This window comes from Pseudoxanthomonas sp. 3HH-4 (assembly GCF_006716465.1).
Classification (GTDB): Bacteria; Pseudomonadota; Gammaproteobacteria; order Xanthomonadales; family Xanthomonadaceae; genus Pseudoxanthomonas_A.
In genome coordinates, this window is sequence record NZ_VFPB01000004.1 from 160,067 (window position 1) to 179,426 (window position 19,360).

Here is a 19,360-nt window from a genome sequence, read left to right on the forward strand (position 1 = left end):
TCAGCCTGGATCGGCGATCGCAGTGAAGCCGTGCGGACAGGCATCCTCGCCCATGTGCAGTACGGTGATCTTGCCTTGCACCAGCGCCCGCGCGACGGCCGGCGGCGCGCCGAGAGCCTGCGCCACGTCGGGCAGGGTAGCGCTGCGCGGCTGGCTGCGGCGGTCCACCCGGCTGAAGCGCAGCCGGTTGTACTCGGCCCACGCGATCAGCATCAGCGCACAAGCCACCGCCAGTAGCGGCAGGGAGAAGAGCAGGAATGGCTCGATGGCGTGCTCGCGAACGTAGAGCTCGAAGAATGCCGTGCGGAAACCGAGCAGCCAAAGCAGCAGCGTCGCCAGCGGCGTCCACAGGTAGACGTAAACCATCCAGAACCCCAGCGTGACGAAGCCCCAGGCTGCGCGTTGCAGCCTTGGCTGCTTCATGGGTTTGCGGATCAGACGTGAATCGAACTTCATCGTATTCCCCTGTCAGGGCTCACCCACGTGGCGCGACCACGCCGACGACGCATCAGCGTTTTCGGCACAGCCACCACGGTGGTGAACAGACTTAGCATCCAGTACGCCATCGGGTACCAGATCATCCAGAAGTAGTTGCGTCCCACCGCGGTCTCGTATCGCCGGTCAATGACGATGCTGCTGGCGAACTGCAGCATGCAGATCAGCGCCAGGATCACTCCGTGCCACGAAGGCAGCAGGGTGTGTACGTACAGCGAAGGCGGCAGTGCGACGAATTTCCCCAACGCCCACAACACCATGATGAGCAGCATGGTGTACGCCCAGGCCACGCTCAGCAGGTACTCGAGCAGCACGGCCCACATGCGCCGCTTGCGCCAGCTGAACATGCCCACGCTGTGGCGAAGCAATACTTCAACCCCGCCCTGTGCCCACCGCAGGCGCTGGCGCCAGAGCCCCTTCAGCGTTTCCGGCATCAGGATGAAACACAGTGCGTTTGGCTCGTAACGGATGTCCCAGTGATCGAGTTGGAGGCGCCAGCTGATGTCGATGTCCTCCGTCACCATGTCGTCGGCCCAGTAGCCGATACGGTGCAGCGCGGTGCGACGGAAGCCGCTGATCACGCCCGACACGGTGAAGATGCGCCCGTAGACCCGTTGCGCACGCTTGATCATGCCGATGATCGAAGAGAACTCACCCACCTGCAGGCGCCCCAGCAGGGTGGACCGGTTGCGGATGCGTGGATTGCCGGTCACCGCGCCGACACGCGGTCCGGACGTCAGGTGCCAGATGATCCAATGGGTGGCGTATTCGTCCAGTAGCGCATCGCCGTCAATGCAGACCAGGTATTCACTGCGTGCCGCCAGAGCGCCCATGCGCAGCGCGTTCGCCTTGCCGAGGTTGCGGTCCAGATGGATCACCCGGAGACGCGGATGCACGGCGGCCAGCGCGTTAAGGCGCTCGCCCGTGTCATCGCGGCTGCCGTCGTTGATGGCGATGACCTCGAAGTCGGGGTACTGCTGCGCGAGCGCTGCGCCGATGGTGTCGTCAACGTTGTCGCCCTCGTTGTGGCAGGGGATCAGCAGGGTGGTGAACGGCATCACGGTCATCGGCGGTGGATCGTTGCGCGGACGCGCATGCCGTTCGCGGCGGAAGTAGTAGTACAGCCCGCCGGACATCCAGAAGAAGGACATCACGATGGGGTACAGGAACGCGAACTGGAACAGTACGTCGAGTAGCGGGGCCATCACCGTTCCTCGTAGGGAAAGCTGCGCGAGGACAGGGTGCCGCGCACATCCGGGAGGCGCGGCTGGTTGCCGATGAAGTCGTCCGGGTACCAGCCCAGGTGCCGTACGCCGTCGGCCTGCAACTGCCGCACCAGGGCCTGCAACGTGTCGCCGGGGATCGGCGTGCCGGCGCGCCAGTCGCGCGTCTGCAGTTCGAACAGCGTTTTTCTGAACGCCGGGTCGTGCGCGCGCACCGCGTCGGCCAGCTCGCGCATCCATGCCTCCGGCCGCCGATGTTCACCCTCCATCCACGGCATCGCCATCAGCGCGGTGTAGTCGTAGGCCGTGAGGAAGGTGTCCAGGCGCTGGCCGAACCATTGCTGGCTCTCGGGTTCCAGCACGGTGCGTGCGTAAAGGTTGCGGACCGTCAGCAGCTTCGGCCGCCAGCGCTCGGCGGAGCGCTTCAACTCATGGGTGAAGTCGACCAGCAACTGCGCGCGAGTGTCGGAACCGCCGAGCCGCGGGAGCTCGTCGTCGCGCAGGTAGGCATCGTCATGGAACAGAAGGCCCTCGAAGTAGCTGGCGATGGCCAGGTCTTCGTAGATGTCGCTGATCAGTGCGCGGGCGCGGGGATTGGAGGGGTCCAGCCGGAAGATGTCGCCCTTGCGCTCCGGCAGTGCCAGCGCCCGGCGCTGTGTTGCGTCCTGCGGCTCGAAGCCGAGTACCGGCAGCCACGCCAGCACCTTCACGCCCGTCCGCGTGCGCAGTTGCCAGGCCACGCGGTTGAACAGGTCCGCGCGCACCGGCAGGTGGCGGTTGGGAAAGTACAGTGCATCGGCGGAACCGTTGCCGTCGGGATCGGCGAAGGCCTGCAGGAACACATGGGTCGGGCCGATGCGCTTGACCCGCTCCAGAAGCGCATCGAGGTTGCGGTCCAGCTGCGCGGGATCGGCGTCGTAGACGTAATCCAGGTCGACCTGCATGGCGCGGACGCCGGCAACGTCCTCGTCATGGCGCAGTTCGTAGGCGAGGTCGCCGATGCTCGGGTTGTCGCTCAGTAGCAGGCGTGCCAGCCCGTGCAGATCGCTGCCGACCTTCTGTTCGCGGCCTTCAAGATCGAAGGACACCGACATTCCCAGCGTTTCGGCGATGTCGTTGCTGACGCTGTTGTAGGCCGCATATGGCCAGACGATGGCGCGCGGACGCACGCCCAGTTCGCGCTGCAGCGTGTCGGCACTCGCCTCCAGGTCAGCACGGATGCGCGCACGGTATTCGCCTTCGCTCTCGTAGCGGCGGGCCGTCGCGTCGTAGCGGCGGGTGATCGCCGCCGGGGTCATGTTGCCCTGTGGGTTGGACTGCAGGCCGTGGTGCAGATCATGGCTGTGCGATGCGACCTCGACCAGTCCGGTGGCCTGCATTTCACGCAGTTGTGCCCAGGTGAGGAAATCATCGTGCGTGAACATGCGGGGGCCGTAGTCCACCTGCCGGCCAGCCGGCAGGTCCACCCAGTCCGTCACCACCGCGACCAGGGCCGGGTAACCGTAGGCACGCAGCAGCGGGAACGCATGCGTATACACGCTGCGCAGTCCATCGTCGAAGGTCAGCAGCACGGCCTTGTCGGGCAATGCGCGCTCGCCACGTGAGGCCGCCAGCACCTCCCCCAGGCTGACCGGGTGGTAGTCGTGGCCCGAAAGCCAGTCCAGGTGGGCGGCAAAGTTCTGCGTGCTGACTGCGTAGCCATCCGGGTCACCTTTTCGGGCGACATCGTCGCGGATGTCGTGGTAGCTGAGCACCAGCAAGCGTTCTCCGGCCACCTCCACGGTGCTCGTGGCGGGTGCGGTATCGCCTGCGAAGGCCGCGAAGGGCAGTAGAGCGAACAGCGACAGGCACGCCCGCAGGACCAGGTTGTCGAGGATGCTTGCCATGCTCATTCTCCCCACCGGTATTCGATGTCCAGCGCCACGCGCTGCTCGCGCTGGCCGTCGTAGACGGGGCGCGACCAGGCGATTCCGTAATCCAGCACGTGACCCATGGCCAACTTCCATTCGTGCCGGTAGCTGGCGCGCGGTACCCATGAGCTGCCATGGCCTTCCTGCCAATAGCTACCGGCGGTGATCTCCAGGCGCTGCCGCAGGTGGCGCTCGTAACGGCGCCACGCGATGTGATCGATGCGGACGCCGGCGTTGAGTGCGCGATCCTCCGAAGGATTGAAATAGGGAGCGTCGTCGTGACTGCCCCGCGATGCGTACGCGTCGCCGATCATGTCGACCAACAGGTGCGGTCGCGTGATCCACCTGTGCTGGCCGTACACACCCAGCTCCTGGCGTCGGTTGCCGTCGTCGTAGTCCCAGTGCTTGTAGCGCGCACCCAGTTGCGCCTGTTCCGAAGGCGACCACACCACTCCGGCCTGCCAGCTGTCCGCCCCGATCCCGCTGCGGCGCGCCTGCAGTGATGCTTCCGGGTCCGCGTGGAAGACAGCGGCGCTGGCCGACACGGTGTCGCCGAAACGCCACCCGGCACGCATTCCGACGGCGGTGTCGTCGAGGTATCGGTCGTTCGGGCGCAGCGCTTGAGCTTCCAGCGACAGCCGGTCGTGTGCGTAGAGCAGGCCCATGCCGGCGTAGCGGGCATGCACGCGTTCGCCCTGGAAATCAGCCCAGCCATCGCTGGCCTGCGCGGTCACGCGCCAGCGATCAGCCAGCATCGGGCTCTCCACGTAGGCCCCGTACTCGCCGTCGCGATTTCCCAGCGGCGATGCAGTCGTCGTGCCTTCGGCGTCACTGCGTCCCGCAGCGGCCCATGCACGGCCGCGCCAACCCAGGTGCGCATTCCAGTAGCGGTCCAGGCGCTGCACGTGGGTGTTGCCAGGAAACTGTTCGAGCAGCGCGTCGTGAAGCAGGCGGGCATCGTCCACGCGGTCGAGCGCGAGCAGAGATTCGGTGGCGCCGATACGGGCTTCGGTGCTGCGCGGATCCAGCGTCATCGCCATGCGCTGGCGTTCCAGTGCGCGCTCGCTCCAGCCGCGCATGCCGAAGACATTGCCAAGCCGTGATTGCAGACCGGCGTTGTTCGGCGCCACGGATGCGAGCGCTTCGAGCGCCACCTGGGCTTCCTGCAGGCGGTTGCCGTACGCCGTCACCATCGCGTGATTGGTGTCGGCTTCGAAGCGGTGCCAGTTCTGGTGGCCAAGGCGCGCGCCTGCGGCACGTGGCCAAGGCTCGTTGGACTTGGACAGGGCATCCAGCATCGCCAGCGCACGCGCGTGCTGCTCCGATTCCAGATAGGCATACGCCAGCAGCAGTTGGATATCGAACTCGCCCGGCATCGCCGCCAGCGAAATCTCGAGCACCGCGGCGGCTTCCTCCGGTTGGCGCGTGGCCAGCAGCGAATCACCGACCTTGGCCAGAGCGTAGGGAGGCACTTCCACGCCATCGGCAAGAAGTGCACGGTATGCCGCCACGACTTCATCGTGCTTTTCCAGCGTATTGAGGATCACCAGCGTGTCCAGGCGCGGACGCGTGGCTTCGGCGCGCTGCGCCGGGGTCAGGCTGGCAAGGTGCTCCGCCATCAAGCGTTCGGCCTGCTTCATTTCATCCAGCCGGGATGCCGTGTCCTGTGCGTAGAGGCCTCCCCAGACGATCGTGCGGGCCAAGCGGTCGTTCTCGATGCGCTCGGCTTCGGCCCCGCTGAAGATGGCCGGGCGAGCGCGATAAAGCTGCCATGCGCGTTCGGCGTTGCCGAGATCCGCCAGCGTCAACGTGCGCAGCCGGTAGGCCTCCTCGTCCGAGGGAGCTGCGGACAACAGACGCTCATAGATCGCGAGGGCCGCGAGCCATTGACGCTGGTCACGCAGGCGCGTGGCATCGTCCATCTGGGCTTGGCGAGATACCGTCCGCGTTTCCGCAGGCGCGGCCTGGAGCGCGAGGGGGTGCAGGGACAAGCCCGTGGCACACGCCAGGGCGAGGGGGAGGGGGAAGAACCGGAAATTCAAGTGGGGGCCTGTCACGTGGCGCGGTTGCGTAGTCCGTTGCGCTGGTTAAAGCAAAAACTCTGCCAGTTCTCCCCGTCATCCGAGTTAGGGACAACCGAACTTGTATTCAATTCATTTTATGTAAATAAACATGAATAATTATGCGTAAACTAGTCGAAATAAGGCGAAGTAGTGCCTGATTGTCCTGAATGCGTTTGATGTCGGGTCGGCACCCGTCCATGAGGGTCACCTTGCAGGAGGGGGCAAAGAGTGACGTGCAGCGTCATTATTTCGTGATGCACAGCACATTTTCTGCAGAGCTCTCGCTTCAGAGAGCCACAGGTCGCCCGTGTGCTTGGATGCAGGGTGCGCGCTGCTGCGGTCCGGCCGGCGGTGGATATGGCGGGCAGGCGACGGGGGGCAAGCGGCAATCAACAAAAAGCCCGGGAAACTTTTGTTTCCCGGGCTTCGTGTTTTGGTCGGGGAGACAGGATTCGAACCTGCGACCTCTACGTCCCGAACGTAGCGCTCTACCAGACTGAGCTACACCCCGTTGAGCCGCGCATTGTAGGCAGTCGTCGCGCGTGCGGCAATAGGGCGCGGTGTTTCCGTTACGGCATGCGGCCTTCCCACTTAGAATGCGCTGTTGCCGTCCGTTGGAGTTTTTCGCTTGATTAAGCCCCGTACCCCGCCCGGAGTGATGGAACTGCTCCCGCGCGAGCAGATCGCCTTCCAGCGCATGCTGGACACCATCCGCAGGAACTACGAGCGCTTCGGCTTCCTGCCCGTGGAAACGCCGGTCTTCGAGCTGTCCGAGACCCTGCTGACCAAGTCCGGCGGCGAGACCGAGCGCCAGGTCTACTTCGTCCAGTCCACCGGCGCATTGGCGAAGGAAGGCGAGGGCCTGCCCGAACTGGCGCTGCGCTTCGACCTGACCGTGCCGCTGGCCCGTTACGTGGCCGAGCACGAACACGAACTGACGTTCCCGTTCCGCCGCTACCAGATCCAGCGCGTCTACCGCGGCGAGCGCCAACAGCGCGGCCGCTTCCGCGAGTTCTACCAGTGCGACATCGACGTGATCGGCAAGGACGCACTGAGCGTGCGCTTCGATGCCGAGATCCTGGCGGTGATCCATGCCGTATTCAGCGACCTGGGCATCGGCGACTTCACCATCCAGCTGAACAACCGCAAGCTGATGCGCGGCTTCTTCGAGGCGCAGGGCGTCACCGACGGCGAACAGCAGGCGCTGGTGCTGCGCGAAGTCGACAAGCTGGACAAGCGCGGCGCCGACTACGTGCGCGAGACGCTGACCGGCGAAGGCTTCGGCATGTCGGCCGAGGGCGTGGACCGGATCCTGGACTTCGTCGCCGTGCGTAGCACCGGCCATGCCGATGCGCTCGCGCGGCTGGACGCGCTGGGTCAGGGCAGCGACACCTTCAACCAGGGCCTCGCCGAACTGCGCGAGGTGCTGGAACTGGTGAAGGCATTGGGCGTGCCCGAGAGCGCGTACTGCCTGAACTTCTCCATCGCCCGTGGTCTGGATTACTACACCGGCACCGTCTACGAGACCCAGCTGGACGGGTACCCGCAGATCGGCTCGATCTGCTCCGGCGGCCGCTACGAGGATCTGGCCAGCCACTACACCAAATCGAAGCTGCCGGGCGTCGGCATCTCGATCGGCCTGACCCGGTTGTTCTGGCAACTGCGCGAAGCCGGCCTGATCGCCGGCAGCGACGAGAGCAGCGTGCAGGCGATGGTCGCGTTGATGGACGAGGGGCAGCTGACCGAGTCGCTCGACATTGCCCGCCGCCTGCGTGCAGCCGGAATCAACACCGAAGTGCAGATGGAGGGCCGCAAGCTGGCCAAGCAGTTCCAGTACGCCTCGCGCGCGGGTATCCGCTTCGTGGTGCTGGCGGGCGAGGACGAACTGGCGCGCGGCGTGGTGACGGTGAAGGACCTGCTGCGCGAGCAGCAGTTCGAAGTGAAACGCGAAGAACTGGCCAGCAGCTTGAAGGTGGAGCTGGAACAGGCACGCGCATTGGCGGGGCGCTGAGATGAAGCCGATCCTGCTGGATGGAAAATCCCTCACCCGCGACCGGCTGGTCGAGATCGCGTTCGGTGCCAGTGTCGAACTGGACAACGGGGCGCTGAAGGACGTCGCGCGCGCCGCGGACTTCCTGGCCGAACAGGTCCGCCGCGAAGAGCCGATCTACGGCGTGTCCACCGGCTTCGGCAGCAATGCCGACAAGCTGTTGGGCGCACATCCGCTGAGCGATGAGCTGCCGGGCGCTGTGAAGTCCGGCCGCTCCCTGCATGAGGAACTGCAGTACAACCTGATCGTCACCCATGCCGTGTGCGTGGGCGAGCCCATGGCGCCGGAGATCGTCCGCGCCATGCTGGGCATCCGCATCAACACGCTGTTGAAGGGACACTCCGGCATCCGCGTGGAAACCCTGCAAGCGCTGGCGGCCATGCTCAATGCGGGCATCGTGCCGGTGGTGCCGTCGCTGGGTTCGGTCGGTGCCTCCGGCGACTTGGCTCCGCTGTCCCACCTGGCCATCGTGCTGCTGGGCGGTGGTGAAGCCTTCCATGAAGGCGAGCGCATGTCCGGTGCCGACGCGCTGAAGCGCGCGGGACTGTCGCCGGTCTCGCTGTCATACAAGGAAGGGCTGGCGCTGAACAACGGCACTGCGCAGATGCTGGCGATGGGCGTGCTGGCGACCTATCGCCTGGACAACCTGCTGGACACCGCGGATCTGGCGGCGGCCATGACGATCGATGCGTTCGCGGGCCGCCTCGGTGCATTCGCCGAAGAGGTCCACGCGCTGCGGCCCCATCCGGGCCAGGTGCATGTGGCTGCTCGCCTGCGCGATCTTCTCGAGGGTTCGACGCTCGCCGACATTCCCTATCACCTGGTGCCGAAGTTCCGCCCGTGGCTGCCGCGCAGCTGGGATACCGAAGAGGCGCAGGCGCTGCGCTTCGACATCGGCTGGGACTGGGTGCCGACGGACCAGCGCCATGGCCGAGAGAAATTCTATGGCCGCTTCATGCCGTTCCGTGGCGGCAAGAAGCACCAGCCGCAGGACAGCTACTCGCTGCGCTGCATTCCGCAGGTGCACGGCGCCGTGCGCGATGCGGTGGAACAGGCGAGGCGCGTGCTGGAGATCGAGCTCAACGCGGTCACCGACAATCCGCTGGTGTTCCCCGACAAGCAGGCAGAGCACGTCGAAGAGCAGGTGATCTCCGCCGGCCACTTCCATGGCATGCCGCTGGCGCTGGCGATGAGCTACGTGAAGGCGGCGATTCCGACGCTGGCGTCGATCTCCGAGCGTCGGCTCAACAAACTGGTGGATCCATCCACCAATGACGGCCTGCCTGCGTTCCTGATCGGCAACGAGGACGGCACCGAGTCCGGCCACATGATCGTGCAGTACACCGCCGCGGCCATCGTCAACGACTTGGCCAGCCGCGCGCATCCGGCCAGCGTGTTCTCGGTGCCGACCAGTGCGAACGCGGAAGACCATGTGTCGATGGGCGCCAACGAGGCGCGCCACGTGCTGGCGATGGTGCAGGACCTGGGCAAGGTGCTGGCGCTGGAGCTGTACACCGCGGCGCAGGCCTTGGACCTGCGTCGCGACATGATCAACGCTGCGCGCTCGTTGTCGGACCGTACCGATGCCGAAGGGCTGGCGATGAAGGTGTCAGGCGGTCCGCAGCCGGGCGCCGAAGGACGCGACACCTTCCTGACCGAAGTCGATGCCTTGCGTGTCGCGCTGTCGGCCAGCGAGGCCTTCCATCCGGGGCACGCAGTGGCGGCAGCGCATGCGGCGATCCGAGCGAAGATTCCCTTCCTCGACCGCGACCGCGCGCTGGATGGCGAAGTCGCCACCGCCGTGCGCCTGGTCGAGTCGGGGGAAATCCTCGCCGCGGTCCGCAACCGCTGAGGGGTTCCCATGTTGTAGGAGCGACGTGAGTCGCGACCGCAGGAATGATGCTGCCATGATGAGTGGGCAGCAGATGCGCGTGGGACGGCCTGTTTCCCGCTTCGCTGCCGTACCCGTGCTCTTGGGGTGCACGATCGCGACTTACGTCGCTCCTACAACAAGATGAAGCGGATGTCTCACAACGTCCGCACGCAGTCCCGCCCTTCGGCCTTCGCGGTGTACAGCGCCTGGTCGGCCACCTGCAGCGCGGATTCCAGGCTGTCGCGGGCTTCCAGGTCGACGCAGTGCACGCCGATGCTGGCGGACACCGCGATCTCCAGCGCGCCGCTGCGGCACGGCTGCGCGCGCAACGCCTGGCGCAGTTCTTCGGCCACGACGCTGGCCTCGCCCAGCCCCATGCCGGGCAGGGCGGCGATGAATTCCTCGCCACCGAAGCGAGCCAGCAGTGCGCCGTGCGGGCGTAGCGTCTCGGCCAGCGTGTTTGACGTGCAGCGCAGGCAGTCGTCGCCGACCAGGTGGCCGTAGGTGTCGTTGATGCGTTTGAAATGGTCCAGGTCGATCATCAGCAGCGAGATCGGTCGCTGCGAATTGCGCGACTGCAACAGCAGGTGCTCGAAGGCTTCGCGGAAATGCGTGCGGTTGTAGAGGTCGGTGAGGCCATCGAGCCGGCTGGATTCACGCAGGCGATGGTGGGCGGTCTCAAGTTCGGACATCGTCTGGCGGAGCTCGGCGGTACGCGACACCACCTGCTCCTCCAGCGAGTTCTTCGCGTCCCGCACAATGCGCTCGTTCTCGTTGCGCAGCGCGGCATAGCGGTAGCCCAGCGCCACCGACAGCAGCAGCATCTCCAGCGCCGAGCCGATCTGCACGCCGTACTCGGTGATGAATCGCTTGGGCAGCAGACCGAACGCGAGTGCCACGAAGATGCCCGTTCCCAGCAGGAACATTGCCCATGCCAGCAGGAACACCTTCGCGGGCCGGTAGCCACTGCGCACCACCACCAGCGTGATCACCGCGATCCATACGATGCTGGGGAACACCGCCGCGGACGCGATCGGCGTGGCCACGTGGTAGGGAAGCTGGGTGGCGGCGATGCCGAGCAGCACGAAGAACGCGATGATCGCCTTGCTGACGCGGTCGCCCAGCCGCCATCGGCTGTTGAGGTCGAGGAAGGTCCGCGAAAACTGCTGCATGCCGATCTGCGCCAGGCAGACCGACAGCGGGACCGATTTGTCTGCGAGCCAGGTGGAATGCGGCCAGAAATATTCGAAGCCCAGCCCATTGAGCGTGAACAGCACCAGCCCGAACGCGGTGATGTGGAACAGGTACCAGAAGTAACTGCCATCGCGCAGCACCAGCCACAGCACCAGGTTGTAGAAGAACAGCGCCAGCAGGATGCCGTAGTAGATGCCGATGCCGAGCTGGCCGTCGCGGGAGAGCTCGGCGAATGCAGCGGGCGTGTACAGGAACAGTGGCACCTGCATCGAACTCTGGCTCTGCACCCGGACCAACAGATCCACCGGCTGGTCGGTGGGCAGGTCCAGCCAGAAGTTCGGATGCCGGTAGCGGATGCTGCGCTGTTCGAACGGGAACGTGTCGCCGCCGGCATGGTGGATCGTGCGGCCGTCGGGGTAGTGCGCGTAGATGTCGATCCGGTCGCTCAGTGCGTACTGCTGCACCAGCAGCCAGCGCTGCTCGCGCGGGTTCTCGTTGACGACGCTCACCCGGAACCAGAACGCGCCGGTCTGGAAGCCGAACGAGGCATCGCCATCGGGCAGGGGTGCGAAACGGCCCTCGGCCTGCAGGCGCCTGGCGTCCTCGACCGTGGCCGCGCCGCCGGCGTCATGCAGGTAGGTGGTCTGCGGTGCCAGCGGCAGGTAGCTGGCGTCGTGCGCGATGTGCGCCTGCGTCGCGGCCGCGGTACCCAGAGGCCATAACGCCAGCAGCAGGAACCACTGCACCAGCCGCCGATGCCATGTGATGTCGTCCCGTCGCCCCATGCCCGTCCCCCCCGGGTGGCCGGTCAGGGCGCCGCGGCGGTTACCCGCGGCGCCTTCCGGCGTCCTTGGCAGTGTACTCATCGTCCTTGCCCGCTCCAGCCCATCGTCGGTCCCCTGGCGTGCCCATGCCGGAAGTAACGGAAAGCGACCCCCATTCCAGCCAGTGTCCGGGTTGACGGCCGCTCTACCGTTCGTTTAATGTATTAACACGTTAATACATTAGTGCGTGCATCCCCGACATGAAGCGCCGCTCTCCTCAGGATGAAGTCGCCGACAACGCGCCGCTGCAGGCCCTCGCCGAGGCCCTGGCGGCGCTTTCGGAAGCCGTTGAGGTGCGTGCCTTCCTGGAAGACCTGTGTACGCCCGCCGAGCTGGAGGCCATGGCCGATCGCTGGCGCGTGGTGCCGCTCCTGTTGAAGGGTGTTCCCTACCGGGAAATCCACGATCTCACCCAGGTCAGCGTGACCACCATCGGCCGCGTCGCCCGTACCCTGGAACGGGGTGCCGGTGGTTACGCCGCCGCCGTCCACCGCCAGCAGGCGGCGACGGCTTCCGCCTCCCACTGAGTCCTTCCATGAGCCCCTCCCTGACCCCCGCGACGCGCGAGCGTCTGCGCATCGCCATCCAGAAGAGCGGACGGCTGGCAGAACCGGCCCGCACGCTGCTGGCCGCCTGCGGCCTGAGCTGGCGCGAAAGCCGTGACAAGTTGTTCTGCTATGGCGAATCCCTTCCGGTCGACCTGCTGCTGGTGCGAGACGACGACATCCCCGGCCTGATCGCCGATGGCGTCTGCGATTTCGGCATCGTCGGCCGCAACGAACTGGACGAACAGGCTGGGGAGCGAGCCCTGATCGGCCTGCCGCAGGCTTACCGCGAACTGCGTCCGCTCGGTTTCGGGAGCTGCCGACTGATGCTGGCCATTCCTGACAGTTGGGAGTGGGAAGGCCCGCAGCAGCTCCAGGGCCTGCGCATCGCCACCAGCTATCCCTCCGTGCTGCGGCAATGGCTGCAGGCGCGGAGCATTGATGCGGCTGTGGTCGAGCTCTCCGGCTCCGTCGAGATCGCGCCGAAGCTCGGCACCGCGGACCTGATCTGCGATCTCGTCTCCAGTGGCGCCACGCTCGCCGCCAACCAGTTGAAGCCCGTGGAAACCCTGCTGGACAGCGAAGCGGTGCTGGCCGGTCCGGCACGCGAGTTCGACGACGCCCGCGCAGGGCTCGCCGACATGTTGCTGCGCCGTCTCGACGGCGTGCTGAAGCTCAAGGACAGCAAGCTGCTGATGTTCCGCGCCGAGCGCGACACCGTGCCGGCATTGTCGCGGTTGCTGACCGACAGTGAGGGTCTGGTTACGCTGCCGAGTGGTGAGGACGGGCCGGTATCGCTGCAGGCGATGTGCCACGGCGCGGTCACTTGGCAGCGGTTGGAGGAGTTGCAGCGCGCCGGTGCGCAAGGCCTGATGGTGCTGTCGGTCGAGAGGTCGCTGGCATGACGGCGTCGCCCGCCCCACGGTACGACTGGGACACGCTGGACGAACCCGCGCGCGCCGCGTTGCTCGCCCGCCCGGTGCAGGCCGTCGCGCAGCGTACGCGCGATGCCGTGGCCGGTCTGCTCGCCGACGTGCAGGCACGCGGCGACGCGGCGTTGCGCGAGGTCACCGCGCGCTTCGACGGCGTGGAACTCGCTACCTTCGAAGTCAGCGAGGAAGAATTTTCCGCCGCGCACACCGCCGTGCCTGCCGGCCTGCGCCAGGCAATGCAGGAGGCCGCCGAGCGCATAGAGGCCTTCCATCGCGCCGGTATGGCGCAACCCTACGCGGTGGAAACTGCGCCGGGCGTGGTCTGCGAACGGATGATCCGGCCGATCCCGCGCGTCGGGTTGTATGTCCCCGCGGGCAGTGCACCGTTGCCGTCGACCGCCCTGATGCTGGGCGTGCCGTCGCGCCTGGCCGGCTGCCGCGAGGTCGTGCTGTGCACGCCGCCACGCAAGGATGGCACCGCCGATCCCGCCGTGCTGGTGGCCGCGCAGCTGACCGGTGTGCGCCGCGTATTCAAGCTGGGTGGCGCGCAGGCGATCGCCGCGATGGCATTCGGCACGGACAGCGTGCCGAAGTGCGACAAGCTGTTCGGTCCCGGCAACAGCTACGTGACCGAAGCCAAGCAGCAGGTCGCGCGGTCCGGCGCCGCTGCCATCGACATGCCGGCGGGCCCGTCGGAGGTGTTGGTGATCGCCGATGCCGGCGCGGAGGCGGCGTTCGTCGCGGCCGACCTGCTGTCGCAGGCCGAGCATGGCCCCGATTCGCAGGTGTTGCTGCTGAGCGATGACGAAACGCTGATCGCGCGCGTGCAGGACGAACTGGCCACGCAGCTTGCCGCACTCGACCGGGTCAACATCGCACGACAGGCATTGTCGGCGTCGCGCCTGATCAAGGTCGCCACGCTGGACGACGCGTTCGCCATCAGCAATCGCTACGCGCCGGAGCACCTGATCGTCGCGCTGCGCGAACCGCGCGCATGGCTGGACAAGGTGGAGGCAGCCGGTTCGGTGTTCCTTGGTGACTACACGCCGGAAGCGTTGGGTGATTATTGCAGTGGCACCAACCACGTGCTGCCCACCAGCGGCGCGGCGCGCGCGTACAGCGGCGTCAGTGTTGCAAGCTTCCAGAACTTCGTCAGCGTGCAGTCGGCCAGCCAGGCAGGCATCGCCGCCATCGGCGAGTGCGCATTGACGCTCGCGCGTGCCGAGGGCCTGGACGCACACGCCAACGCCGTCGCGCTGCGCCTGCGCAAGGCGGCCGCATGAGCAGCGTTTTGCCCCTTGTGCGTCCAGACCTGCGCGATTTCGCGGGCTACAAGTCGGCCCGCAGCGAAGCCCTGCGTGGCGAGGTGTGGCTGAACGCCAACGAATCGCCGTGGACCAATCCGGCCGACGGGCAGGGTCGCAGCCGCCGCTATCCGGATCCGCAGCCACCGGCACTACGCGCGCGTCTGGCGCAGCTCTACGACGTGGCTCCGGAGCAACTGCTGGTCGGGCGCGGCAGCGACGAGGCCATCGACCTGCTGGTGCGTGCGCTGTGCGTGCCCGGGCGGGACGCCATCGTGGTGACGCCGCCGGTGTTCGGCATGTACGTGGTCTGCGCACGCCTGCAGGGAGCACGCATCATCGAAGTGCCGCTGGTCGATGACGACGCCGGTTTCGTCGCCGATCTCGACGCCATCCGCGAGGCGGCGCTCGGTCAGGGGGCCAAGCTGGTGTTCCTGTGCTCGCCATCGAATCCGGCGGGTTCGGCCATCCCGCTGGACGGCATAAAGGCCCTGGCGCACGCGCTGGAAGGCCATGCGCTGGTGGTGGTGGACGAGGCCTACGGCGAATTCGCCGACGGCGCGTCCGCGACGACGCTGCTGGGTGCGCACGCCAACGTCGCCGTGTTGCGTACGTTGTCGAAAGCGCATGCCCTGGCCGCCGCGCGCATCGGCGTGGTCATCGGTGGCGCGGAACTGGTCGCCGTGCTGCAGCGCTGCCAGGCACCGTATCCGGTGCCGACGCCGTGTGCCGACCTCGCGCTGGAAGGCCTGTCCGATACGGCGCTGCAGCAGACGCGGGAACGCGTGGCTGTCGTGCGTCGTGAGCGCGAACGGCTGCTGTATGCGCTCGCGCGGATACCCGGCGTACGCCGCGTTTATCCTTCGCAGGGAAACTATCTGCTGGTGCGCTTCGACGATCCCGAAGGCGCTTTCCGTGCGCTGCTCGCCGCCGGCGTGGTGGTGCGCGACCAGCGCGCCGCGCCGCAGTTGGACGACGCATTGCGCATCACCATCGGCTCGCCGGAACAGAACGACCGCGTGCTGTCGGCCCTGAACACGAATCCCACGCCATGACACCCATCCTCTTCATCGACCGCGACGGCACCCTGATCGAGGAACCCGAGGATTTCCAGATCGATGCCTACGAGAAGCTTCGCTTCGTCGCCGGGGTCGTTCCGGCGCTGCTGAAGCTGCGCGACGCGGGCTACCAGTTCGTGATGGTCAGCAACCAGGACGGTCTGGGTTCGGAGCAGTACCCGCGCGCCTCGTTCGAAGGGCCGCACGCGCTGATGATGCAGGTCTTCGAAAGCCAGGGCATCCGCTTCCGCGACGTACTGATCGACGAAAGCTGGCCGCACGAGAACAAGCCGACGCGCAAGCCGGGTATCGGTTTGATGGTCCCCTATCTGCGGGACCGCAGCATCGACTGGGCGCGGTCGGGCATGGTGGGCGACCGGCCGACCGACATCCAGTTCGCCGACAATCTGAAGATCCGCGGCTTCCAGCTGAAGACCGCGCAGTTCGGCGGCGAGTGGGACTGGGCCGGCATCGCGCATGAACTGGCGGATGCGCCACGGCGTGCAGTGGTCCAGCGCAACACCAGGGAAACCAGGATCCGTGTCGAGGTGGACCTCGACCGTGTGGCGGAGCCCGTCGCGAAGACCGGCCTGCCGTTCTTCGATCACATGCTGGAGCAGATCGGCAAGCACGGCGGTTTCGCACTGGACGTGCGCGCCGATGGCGACCTGCACATAGACGAGCACCACACCGTCGAGGACACCGGCCTCGCGCTTGGGCAGGCGCTGAAAGAGGCGCTGGGCGACAAGCGCGGCATCGGCCGCTACGGTTTCACCCTGCCGATGGACGAGACGCTGGCGAGCGCCGCGCTCGACTTCAGCGGTCGGCCGTACTTTGTCTTCAATGGTGAATTCCGGCGCGAACGCGTCGGTGACCTGCCGACCGAACTCGTACCGCATTTCTTCCGTTCGCTATGCGACGCATCCGGCCTCAATCTCAACCTGAGGGTGGAAGGCGACAACGACCACCACAAGGTCGAGGCCAGCTTCAAGGCGCTGGCACGCGCGTTGCGCCAGGCGGTGAAGCGCGAGGGCGCCGAACTGCCGTCGACCAAGGGGGCCCTGTGACGAAGGTGGTCCTGGTCGATGCCGGTGGCTCCAATATCGGCTCGGTGCGATATGCGTTGCAGCGCCTCGGCGTGGAAGCGGAACTTACCGGCGACGTGGCGACGATCCGCGCTGCGGACCGGGTGATCCTGCCCGGCGTGGGCGCCGCCGCCGTGTGCATGGCGCGCCTGCAGGAACTGGACCTGGTCGACGTGCTGCGCACGCTGGACAAGCCGCTGCTGGGTGTCTGCGTCGGCGTGCAGCTGTTGTTCGCGCATTCCGAGGAGGAGGACACCCCCTGCCTGGGCTTGCTGCCGGGACGCGTACGCAAGTTGCGCGCCGCACCCGGCATCCGCGTACCGCACATGGGCTGGAATACCCTGCAGCGGCGACGCGGCGGCTCGCTGGTGGAAGGCATCGCTGACGGCGACCACGCCTACTTCGTCCACAGCTATGCCGCAGCCGTCGACGATGACTGCCTGTGCAGCAGCGAGCACGGCCACGCGTTCGCTGCGGTGGTGCAGCGGGGCAATGTGGCCGGCGCCCAGTTCCATCCCGAGCGCTCGGGTGCCGTCGGCGCACGGTTGCTGAAGAACTTCATCGAGTACGGACTGCAATGACAGGTTTCACCGTTTATCCCGCCATCGACGTGCGCGATGGCCGCGTCGTGCGGCTGGCGCAGGGCGACTATGCACGCGAAACACGCTATGAAGGCACGCCACTGGAGGTCGCGCAGCGCTACGCCACGCAGGGTGCCGAATGGCTGCACCTGGTCGATCTGGACGCGGCGCGTGCCGGCGGCTACACGCTTGCGCCGTTGCTGGGCGAAATCGCGCGCACGACCTCGTTGAAGGTGCAGACGGGCGGTGGTGTGCGCGGGCGCGACGATGTGGCGCGGATCCTCGATGCAGGCGCGGAACGTGTCGTCATCGGTTCGTTGTCGGTCCGCGACCCGGATGCCGTCGTGGCGTGGCTGGCCGAGTTCGGCAGCGAGCGCATCACCGTGGCGCTGGATACGCGACGCGACGACGACGGAACGTGGCGTCTGCCGGTGCATGGCTGGACGGAGACGGCATCCGGGACGCTGGACGACCTTGCCTTGCGCTACGCGGGCGCCGGCCTGCGCCACCTGCTGTGCACCGACATCGCCCGCGACGGCATGCTGAGCGGGCCCAACCTCGACCTGTACGCCCACCTGCGTACCACCGTGCCAGGGTTGGCTGTGCAGGCGTCGGGCGGCGTGAGCGCGGTGGCGGATGTCATCGAAGCACGCGAAGCGGGTTGCGCCGGCATCGTGCTCGGGCGTGCGTTGCTTGAAGGCCGCTTCGCCTTGCCGGAAGCGCTGGCATGCTGAGCCGGCGCATCATTCCCTGCCTGGACGTGCGCGAAGGCCGGGTGGTCAAGGGTGTGAAGTTCCGGGACCACGTCGACATGGGTGACATCGCGGAGCTGGCGCTGCGCTACCGCGACGAAGGTGCGGACGAACTGGTGTTCTACGACATCAGCGCCAGTCCGGAAGGACGTTCGGTGGACTATGCCTGGATCGAGCGCGTGTCGCGGTTGCTGGACATTCCGTTCTGCGTGGCGGGCGGCATCCGGGACGTGGAGACCGCCCGCCGCGTGTTGTACAGCGGGGCCGACAAGGTGTCGGTCAACACGCCCGCACTTGAGCGTCCGGACCTGATCGGCGAGCTGGCACAGGCGTTCGGCGTGCAGTGCGTGGTGGTCGGCGTGGATTCCATCCTTGAAGCGGACGGCGAATGGCGCGTGCGCCGCTACACCGGCGACCCGTCGAAGATGCAGGGTGCCGGCTTGCGCACGCTGGACTGGGTTGTGCAGGCACAGCGCCTGGGAGCTGGCGAGATCGTGTTGAACTGCATGGACCAGGACGGTGTGCGGCGGGGCTACGACCTGACGCAGTTGCAGGCGGTTCGCACGGTCTGCGAAGTGCCGCTCATTGCCTCGGGTGGGGCGGGCGAGCTTGAGCATTTCGCCGACGTATTCCGGCACGCGGATGTGGACGGCGCATTGGCCGCCAGCGTCTTCCACAGCGGACACATCCGCATTCCCGTATTGAAGCGGGCACTGGCGCAACAAGGCATCGAGGTGAGACGTGGCGACTGACAACCGGCAACCGGCGTTCGACCCCGCCGGCCTGGACTGGAACAAGGGCGACGGGCTGCTGCCCGTCATCGTGCAGGATGCTGCGACGCTGCGCGTGCTGATGCTGGGCTACATGAACCGCGAAGCGCTGCAGACGACGCTCGCCAGCGGGCGCGTGACCTTCTTCAGTCGCAGCAAGCAGCGGCTGTGGACCAAGGGAGAGAGCTCCGGCCACGTGCTGGAACTGGTGGCTGTCGAAGCCGACTGCGACGACGACACGCTGCTGGTCCTCGCGCACCCGCAGGGGCCCACCTGCCACCTGCAGCGCGCCAGCTGCTTCCCGTCGGCACCGTCCGCATTCCTGTCGGAACTGGATGCCCTCGTCGCGCAGCGCGAGCGTGAACGGCCAGCGGACAGCTACACCACGCGCTTGTTCGAGGCTGGCGTCCGCCGCATCGCGCAGAAGGTGGGCGAGGAGGGCGTGGAAACAGCGTTGGCGGCCGTGGCGCAGGACGAAACCGCGCTGCTCGGCGAAAGTGCCGACCTGCTGTACCACCTGACCGCCCTGCTGCGCGCACGCGGCCTGTCGCTGGCCGATGCCGTCGACGTGCTGCGCCAACGCCACGCGTCCACGTGAGCTTCCCCCGCACCTTGTAAGAGCGACGTAAGTCGCGACCGTGGATCTGGATCAAACGCGATGGTCCATCGTCGGTATCGCTTGCAGCACATCTCCATGGTGA

At 66.7% G+C, this 19,360-nt stretch carries 16 protein-coding genes and 1 tRNA gene; 11 read left to right on the forward strand and 6 right to left on the reverse strand.

Annotated features, from left to right (window positions below; genetic code table 11):
- From pgaD to FB548_RS12940, 5 genes are all read right to left on the reverse strand, one after another.
- The gene (pgaD, locus tag FB548_RS12920) at positions 1-456 is read right to left on the reverse strand and encodes a poly-beta-1,6-N-acetyl-D-glucosamine biosynthesis protein PgaD (RefSeq protein WP_142125195.1); all 456 of its coding nucleotides are present in this window, start codon (positions 454-456) and stop codon (positions 1-3) included.
- Complete coding sequence (pgaC, locus tag FB548_RS12925; protein ID WP_142125196.1) at positions 453-1,700, reverse strand: poly-beta-1,6-N-acetyl-D-glucosamine synthase; 1,248 nt, start codon at positions 1,698-1,700, stop codon at positions 453-455. The genes pgaD and pgaC overlap by 4 nt, the downstream gene beginning before the upstream one ends.
- Positions 1,700-3,604 (reverse strand): poly-beta-1,6-N-acetyl-D-glucosamine N-deacetylase PgaB, encoded by a 1,905-nt coding sequence (gene pgaB, locus FB548_RS12930; RefSeq protein ID WP_142125197.1) that lies wholly within the window; start codon positions 3,602-3,604, stop codon positions 1,700-1,702. Before pgaB ends, pgaC begins: the two co-directional genes overlap by 1 nt.
- Positions 3,605-3,606: 2 nt before the next feature.
- Positions 3,607-5,685 carry a poly-beta-1,6 N-acetyl-D-glucosamine export porin PgaA gene (pgaA, locus tag FB548_RS12935; protein ID WP_255470548.1) on the reverse strand — a complete coding sequence of 693 codons (2,079 nt, stop codon included), beginning with the start codon at positions 5,683-5,685 and terminating at the stop codon, positions 3,607-3,609.
- 440 nt (positions 5,686-6,125) lie between these two features.
- Positions 6,126-6,202 (reverse strand) — tRNA-Pro (locus FB548_RS12940).
- Between the two features lie 117 nt (positions 6,203-6,319).
- On the opposite strand from FB548_RS12940, the gene hisS reads away from it, so the two are divergent.
- Together hisS and FB548_RS12950 are read left to right on the forward strand one after the other, a co-directional pair.
- Positions 6,320-7,702, forward strand: a complete 1,383-nt coding sequence (hisS, locus tag FB548_RS12945; protein WP_142125199.1) for a histidine--tRNA ligase — start codon at positions 6,320-6,322, stop codon at positions 7,700-7,702.
- Between the two features lies 1 nt (position 7,703).
- The gene (locus FB548_RS12950) at positions 7,704-9,593 is read left to right on the forward strand and encodes an aromatic amino acid ammonia-lyase (RefSeq protein WP_142125200.1); all 1,890 of its coding nucleotides are present in this window, start codon (positions 7,704-7,706) and stop codon (positions 9,591-9,593) included.
- Between the two features lie 176 nt (positions 9,594-9,769).
- On the opposite strand, the gene FB548_RS12955 is transcribed toward FB548_RS12950, so the two are convergent.
- Complete coding sequence (locus FB548_RS12955) at positions 9,770-11,674, reverse strand: diguanylate cyclase (protein ID WP_142125201.1); 1,905 nt, start codon at positions 11,672-11,674, stop codon at positions 9,770-9,772.
- 158 nt (positions 11,675-11,832) lie between these two features.
- Between FB548_RS12955 and FB548_RS12960 the strand changes: the two genes are divergently transcribed.
- Genes FB548_RS12960 through hisIE form a run of 9 tightly spaced genes read left to right on the forward strand, consistent with a single transcriptional unit; the run spans position 11,833 to position 19,257 of the window.
- Positions 11,833-12,159: a YerC/YecD family TrpR-related protein gene (locus FB548_RS12960; RefSeq protein ID WP_142125202.1), complete on the forward strand. Its 327-nt coding sequence runs from the start codon at positions 11,833-11,835 to the stop codon at positions 12,157-12,159.
- An 8-nt stretch (positions 12,160-12,167) separates the two neighbouring features.
- Positions 12,168-13,082, forward strand: coding sequence for an ATP phosphoribosyltransferase (gene hisG / locus FB548_RS12965; RefSeq protein WP_142125203.1), 915 nt, complete (start codon positions 12,168-12,170; stop codon positions 13,080-13,082).
- Entirely contained in the window at positions 13,079-14,392 is a 1,314-nt protein-coding gene (gene hisD, locus FB548_RS12970) for a histidinol dehydrogenase (RefSeq protein WP_142125204.1), read from the forward strand. The genes hisG and hisD overlap by 4 nt, the downstream gene beginning before the upstream one ends.
- Positions 14,389-15,468 carry a histidinol-phosphate transaminase gene (gene hisC / locus FB548_RS12975; protein ID WP_142125205.1) on the forward strand — a complete coding sequence of 360 codons (1,080 nt, stop codon included), beginning with the start codon at positions 14,389-14,391 and terminating at the stop codon, positions 15,466-15,468. Before hisD ends, hisC begins: the two co-directional genes overlap by 4 nt.
- Positions 15,465-16,538: a bifunctional histidinol-phosphatase/imidazoleglycerol-phosphate dehydratase HisB gene (gene hisB / locus FB548_RS12980; RefSeq protein WP_142125206.1), complete on the forward strand. Its 1,074-nt coding sequence runs from the start codon at positions 15,465-15,467 to the stop codon at positions 16,536-16,538. Before hisC ends, hisB begins: the two co-directional genes overlap by 4 nt.
- A complete protein-coding gene (hisH, locus tag FB548_RS12985) occupies positions 16,535-17,137 on the forward strand; it encodes an imidazole glycerol phosphate synthase subunit HisH (protein WP_142125207.1) in 603 nt (200 codons plus the stop codon). The genes hisB and hisH overlap by 4 nt, the downstream gene beginning before the upstream one ends.
- Positions 17,134-17,871, forward strand: coding sequence for a 1-(5-phosphoribosyl)-5-[(5-phosphoribosylamino)methylideneamino]imidazole-4-carboxamide isomerase (gene hisA / locus FB548_RS12990; protein ID WP_142125208.1), 738 nt, complete (start codon positions 17,134-17,136; stop codon positions 17,869-17,871). Before hisH ends, hisA begins: the two co-directional genes overlap by 4 nt.
- Positions 17,865-18,641, forward strand: coding sequence for an imidazole glycerol phosphate synthase subunit HisF (gene hisF / locus FB548_RS12995; protein WP_142125209.1), 777 nt, complete (start codon positions 17,865-17,867; stop codon positions 18,639-18,641). Before hisA ends, hisF begins: the two co-directional genes overlap by 7 nt.
- The gene (hisIE, locus tag FB548_RS13000) at positions 18,631-19,257 is read left to right on the forward strand and encodes a bifunctional phosphoribosyl-AMP cyclohydrolase/phosphoribosyl-ATP diphosphatase HisIE (protein ID WP_142125210.1); all 627 of its coding nucleotides are present in this window, start codon (positions 18,631-18,633) and stop codon (positions 19,255-19,257) included. The genes hisF and hisIE overlap by 11 nt, the downstream gene beginning before the upstream one ends.
- Positions 19,258-19,360 lie beyond the last annotated feature (103 nt).

Bases quoted from the DNA above. Each gene is read 5' to 3' on its own strand.
- pgaB (WP_142125197.1), bottom strand. From the start codon at position 3,604: ATGGCAAGCATCCTCGACAACCTGGTCCTGCGGGCGTGCCTGTCGCTG.
- pgaC (WP_142125196.1), bottom strand. From the start codon at position 1,700: ATGGCCCCGCTACTCGACGTACTGTTCCAGTTCGCGTTCCTGTACCCC.
- hisC (WP_142125205.1), top strand. From the start codon at position 14,389: ATGAGCAGCGTTTTGCCCCTTGTGCGTCCAGACCTGCGCGATTTCGCG.
- hisF (WP_142125209.1), top strand. From the start codon at position 17,865: ATGCTGAGCCGGCGCATCATTCCCTGCCTGGACGTGCGCGAAGGCCGG.
- FB548_RS12960 (WP_142125202.1), top strand. From the start codon at position 11,833: ATGAAGCGCCGCTCTCCTCAGGATGAAGTCGCCGACAACGCGCCGCTG.
- FB548_RS12950 (WP_142125200.1), top strand. From the start codon at position 7,704: ATGAAGCCGATCCTGCTGGATGGAAAATCCCTCACCCGCGACCGGCTG.
- FB548_RS12955 (WP_142125201.1), bottom strand. From the start codon at position 11,674: ATGAGTACACTGCCAAGGACGCCGGAAGGCGCCGCGGGTAACCGCCGC.
- hisB (WP_142125206.1), top strand. From the start codon at position 15,465: ATGACACCCATCCTCTTCATCGACCGCGACGGCACCCTGATCGAGGAA.
- hisG (WP_142125203.1), top strand. From the start codon at position 12,168: ATGAGCCCCTCCCTGACCCCCGCGACGCGCGAGCGTCTGCGCATCGCC.
- pgaD (WP_142125195.1), bottom strand. From the start codon at position 456: ATGAAGTTCGATTCACGTCTGATCCGCAAACCCATGAAGCAGCCAAGG.
- hisD (WP_142125204.1), top strand. From the start codon at position 13,079: ATGACGGCGTCGCCCGCCCCACGGTACGACTGGGACACGCTGGACGAA.
- hisA (WP_142125208.1), top strand. From the start codon at position 17,134: ATGACAGGTTTCACCGTTTATCCCGCCATCGACGTGCGCGATGGCCGC.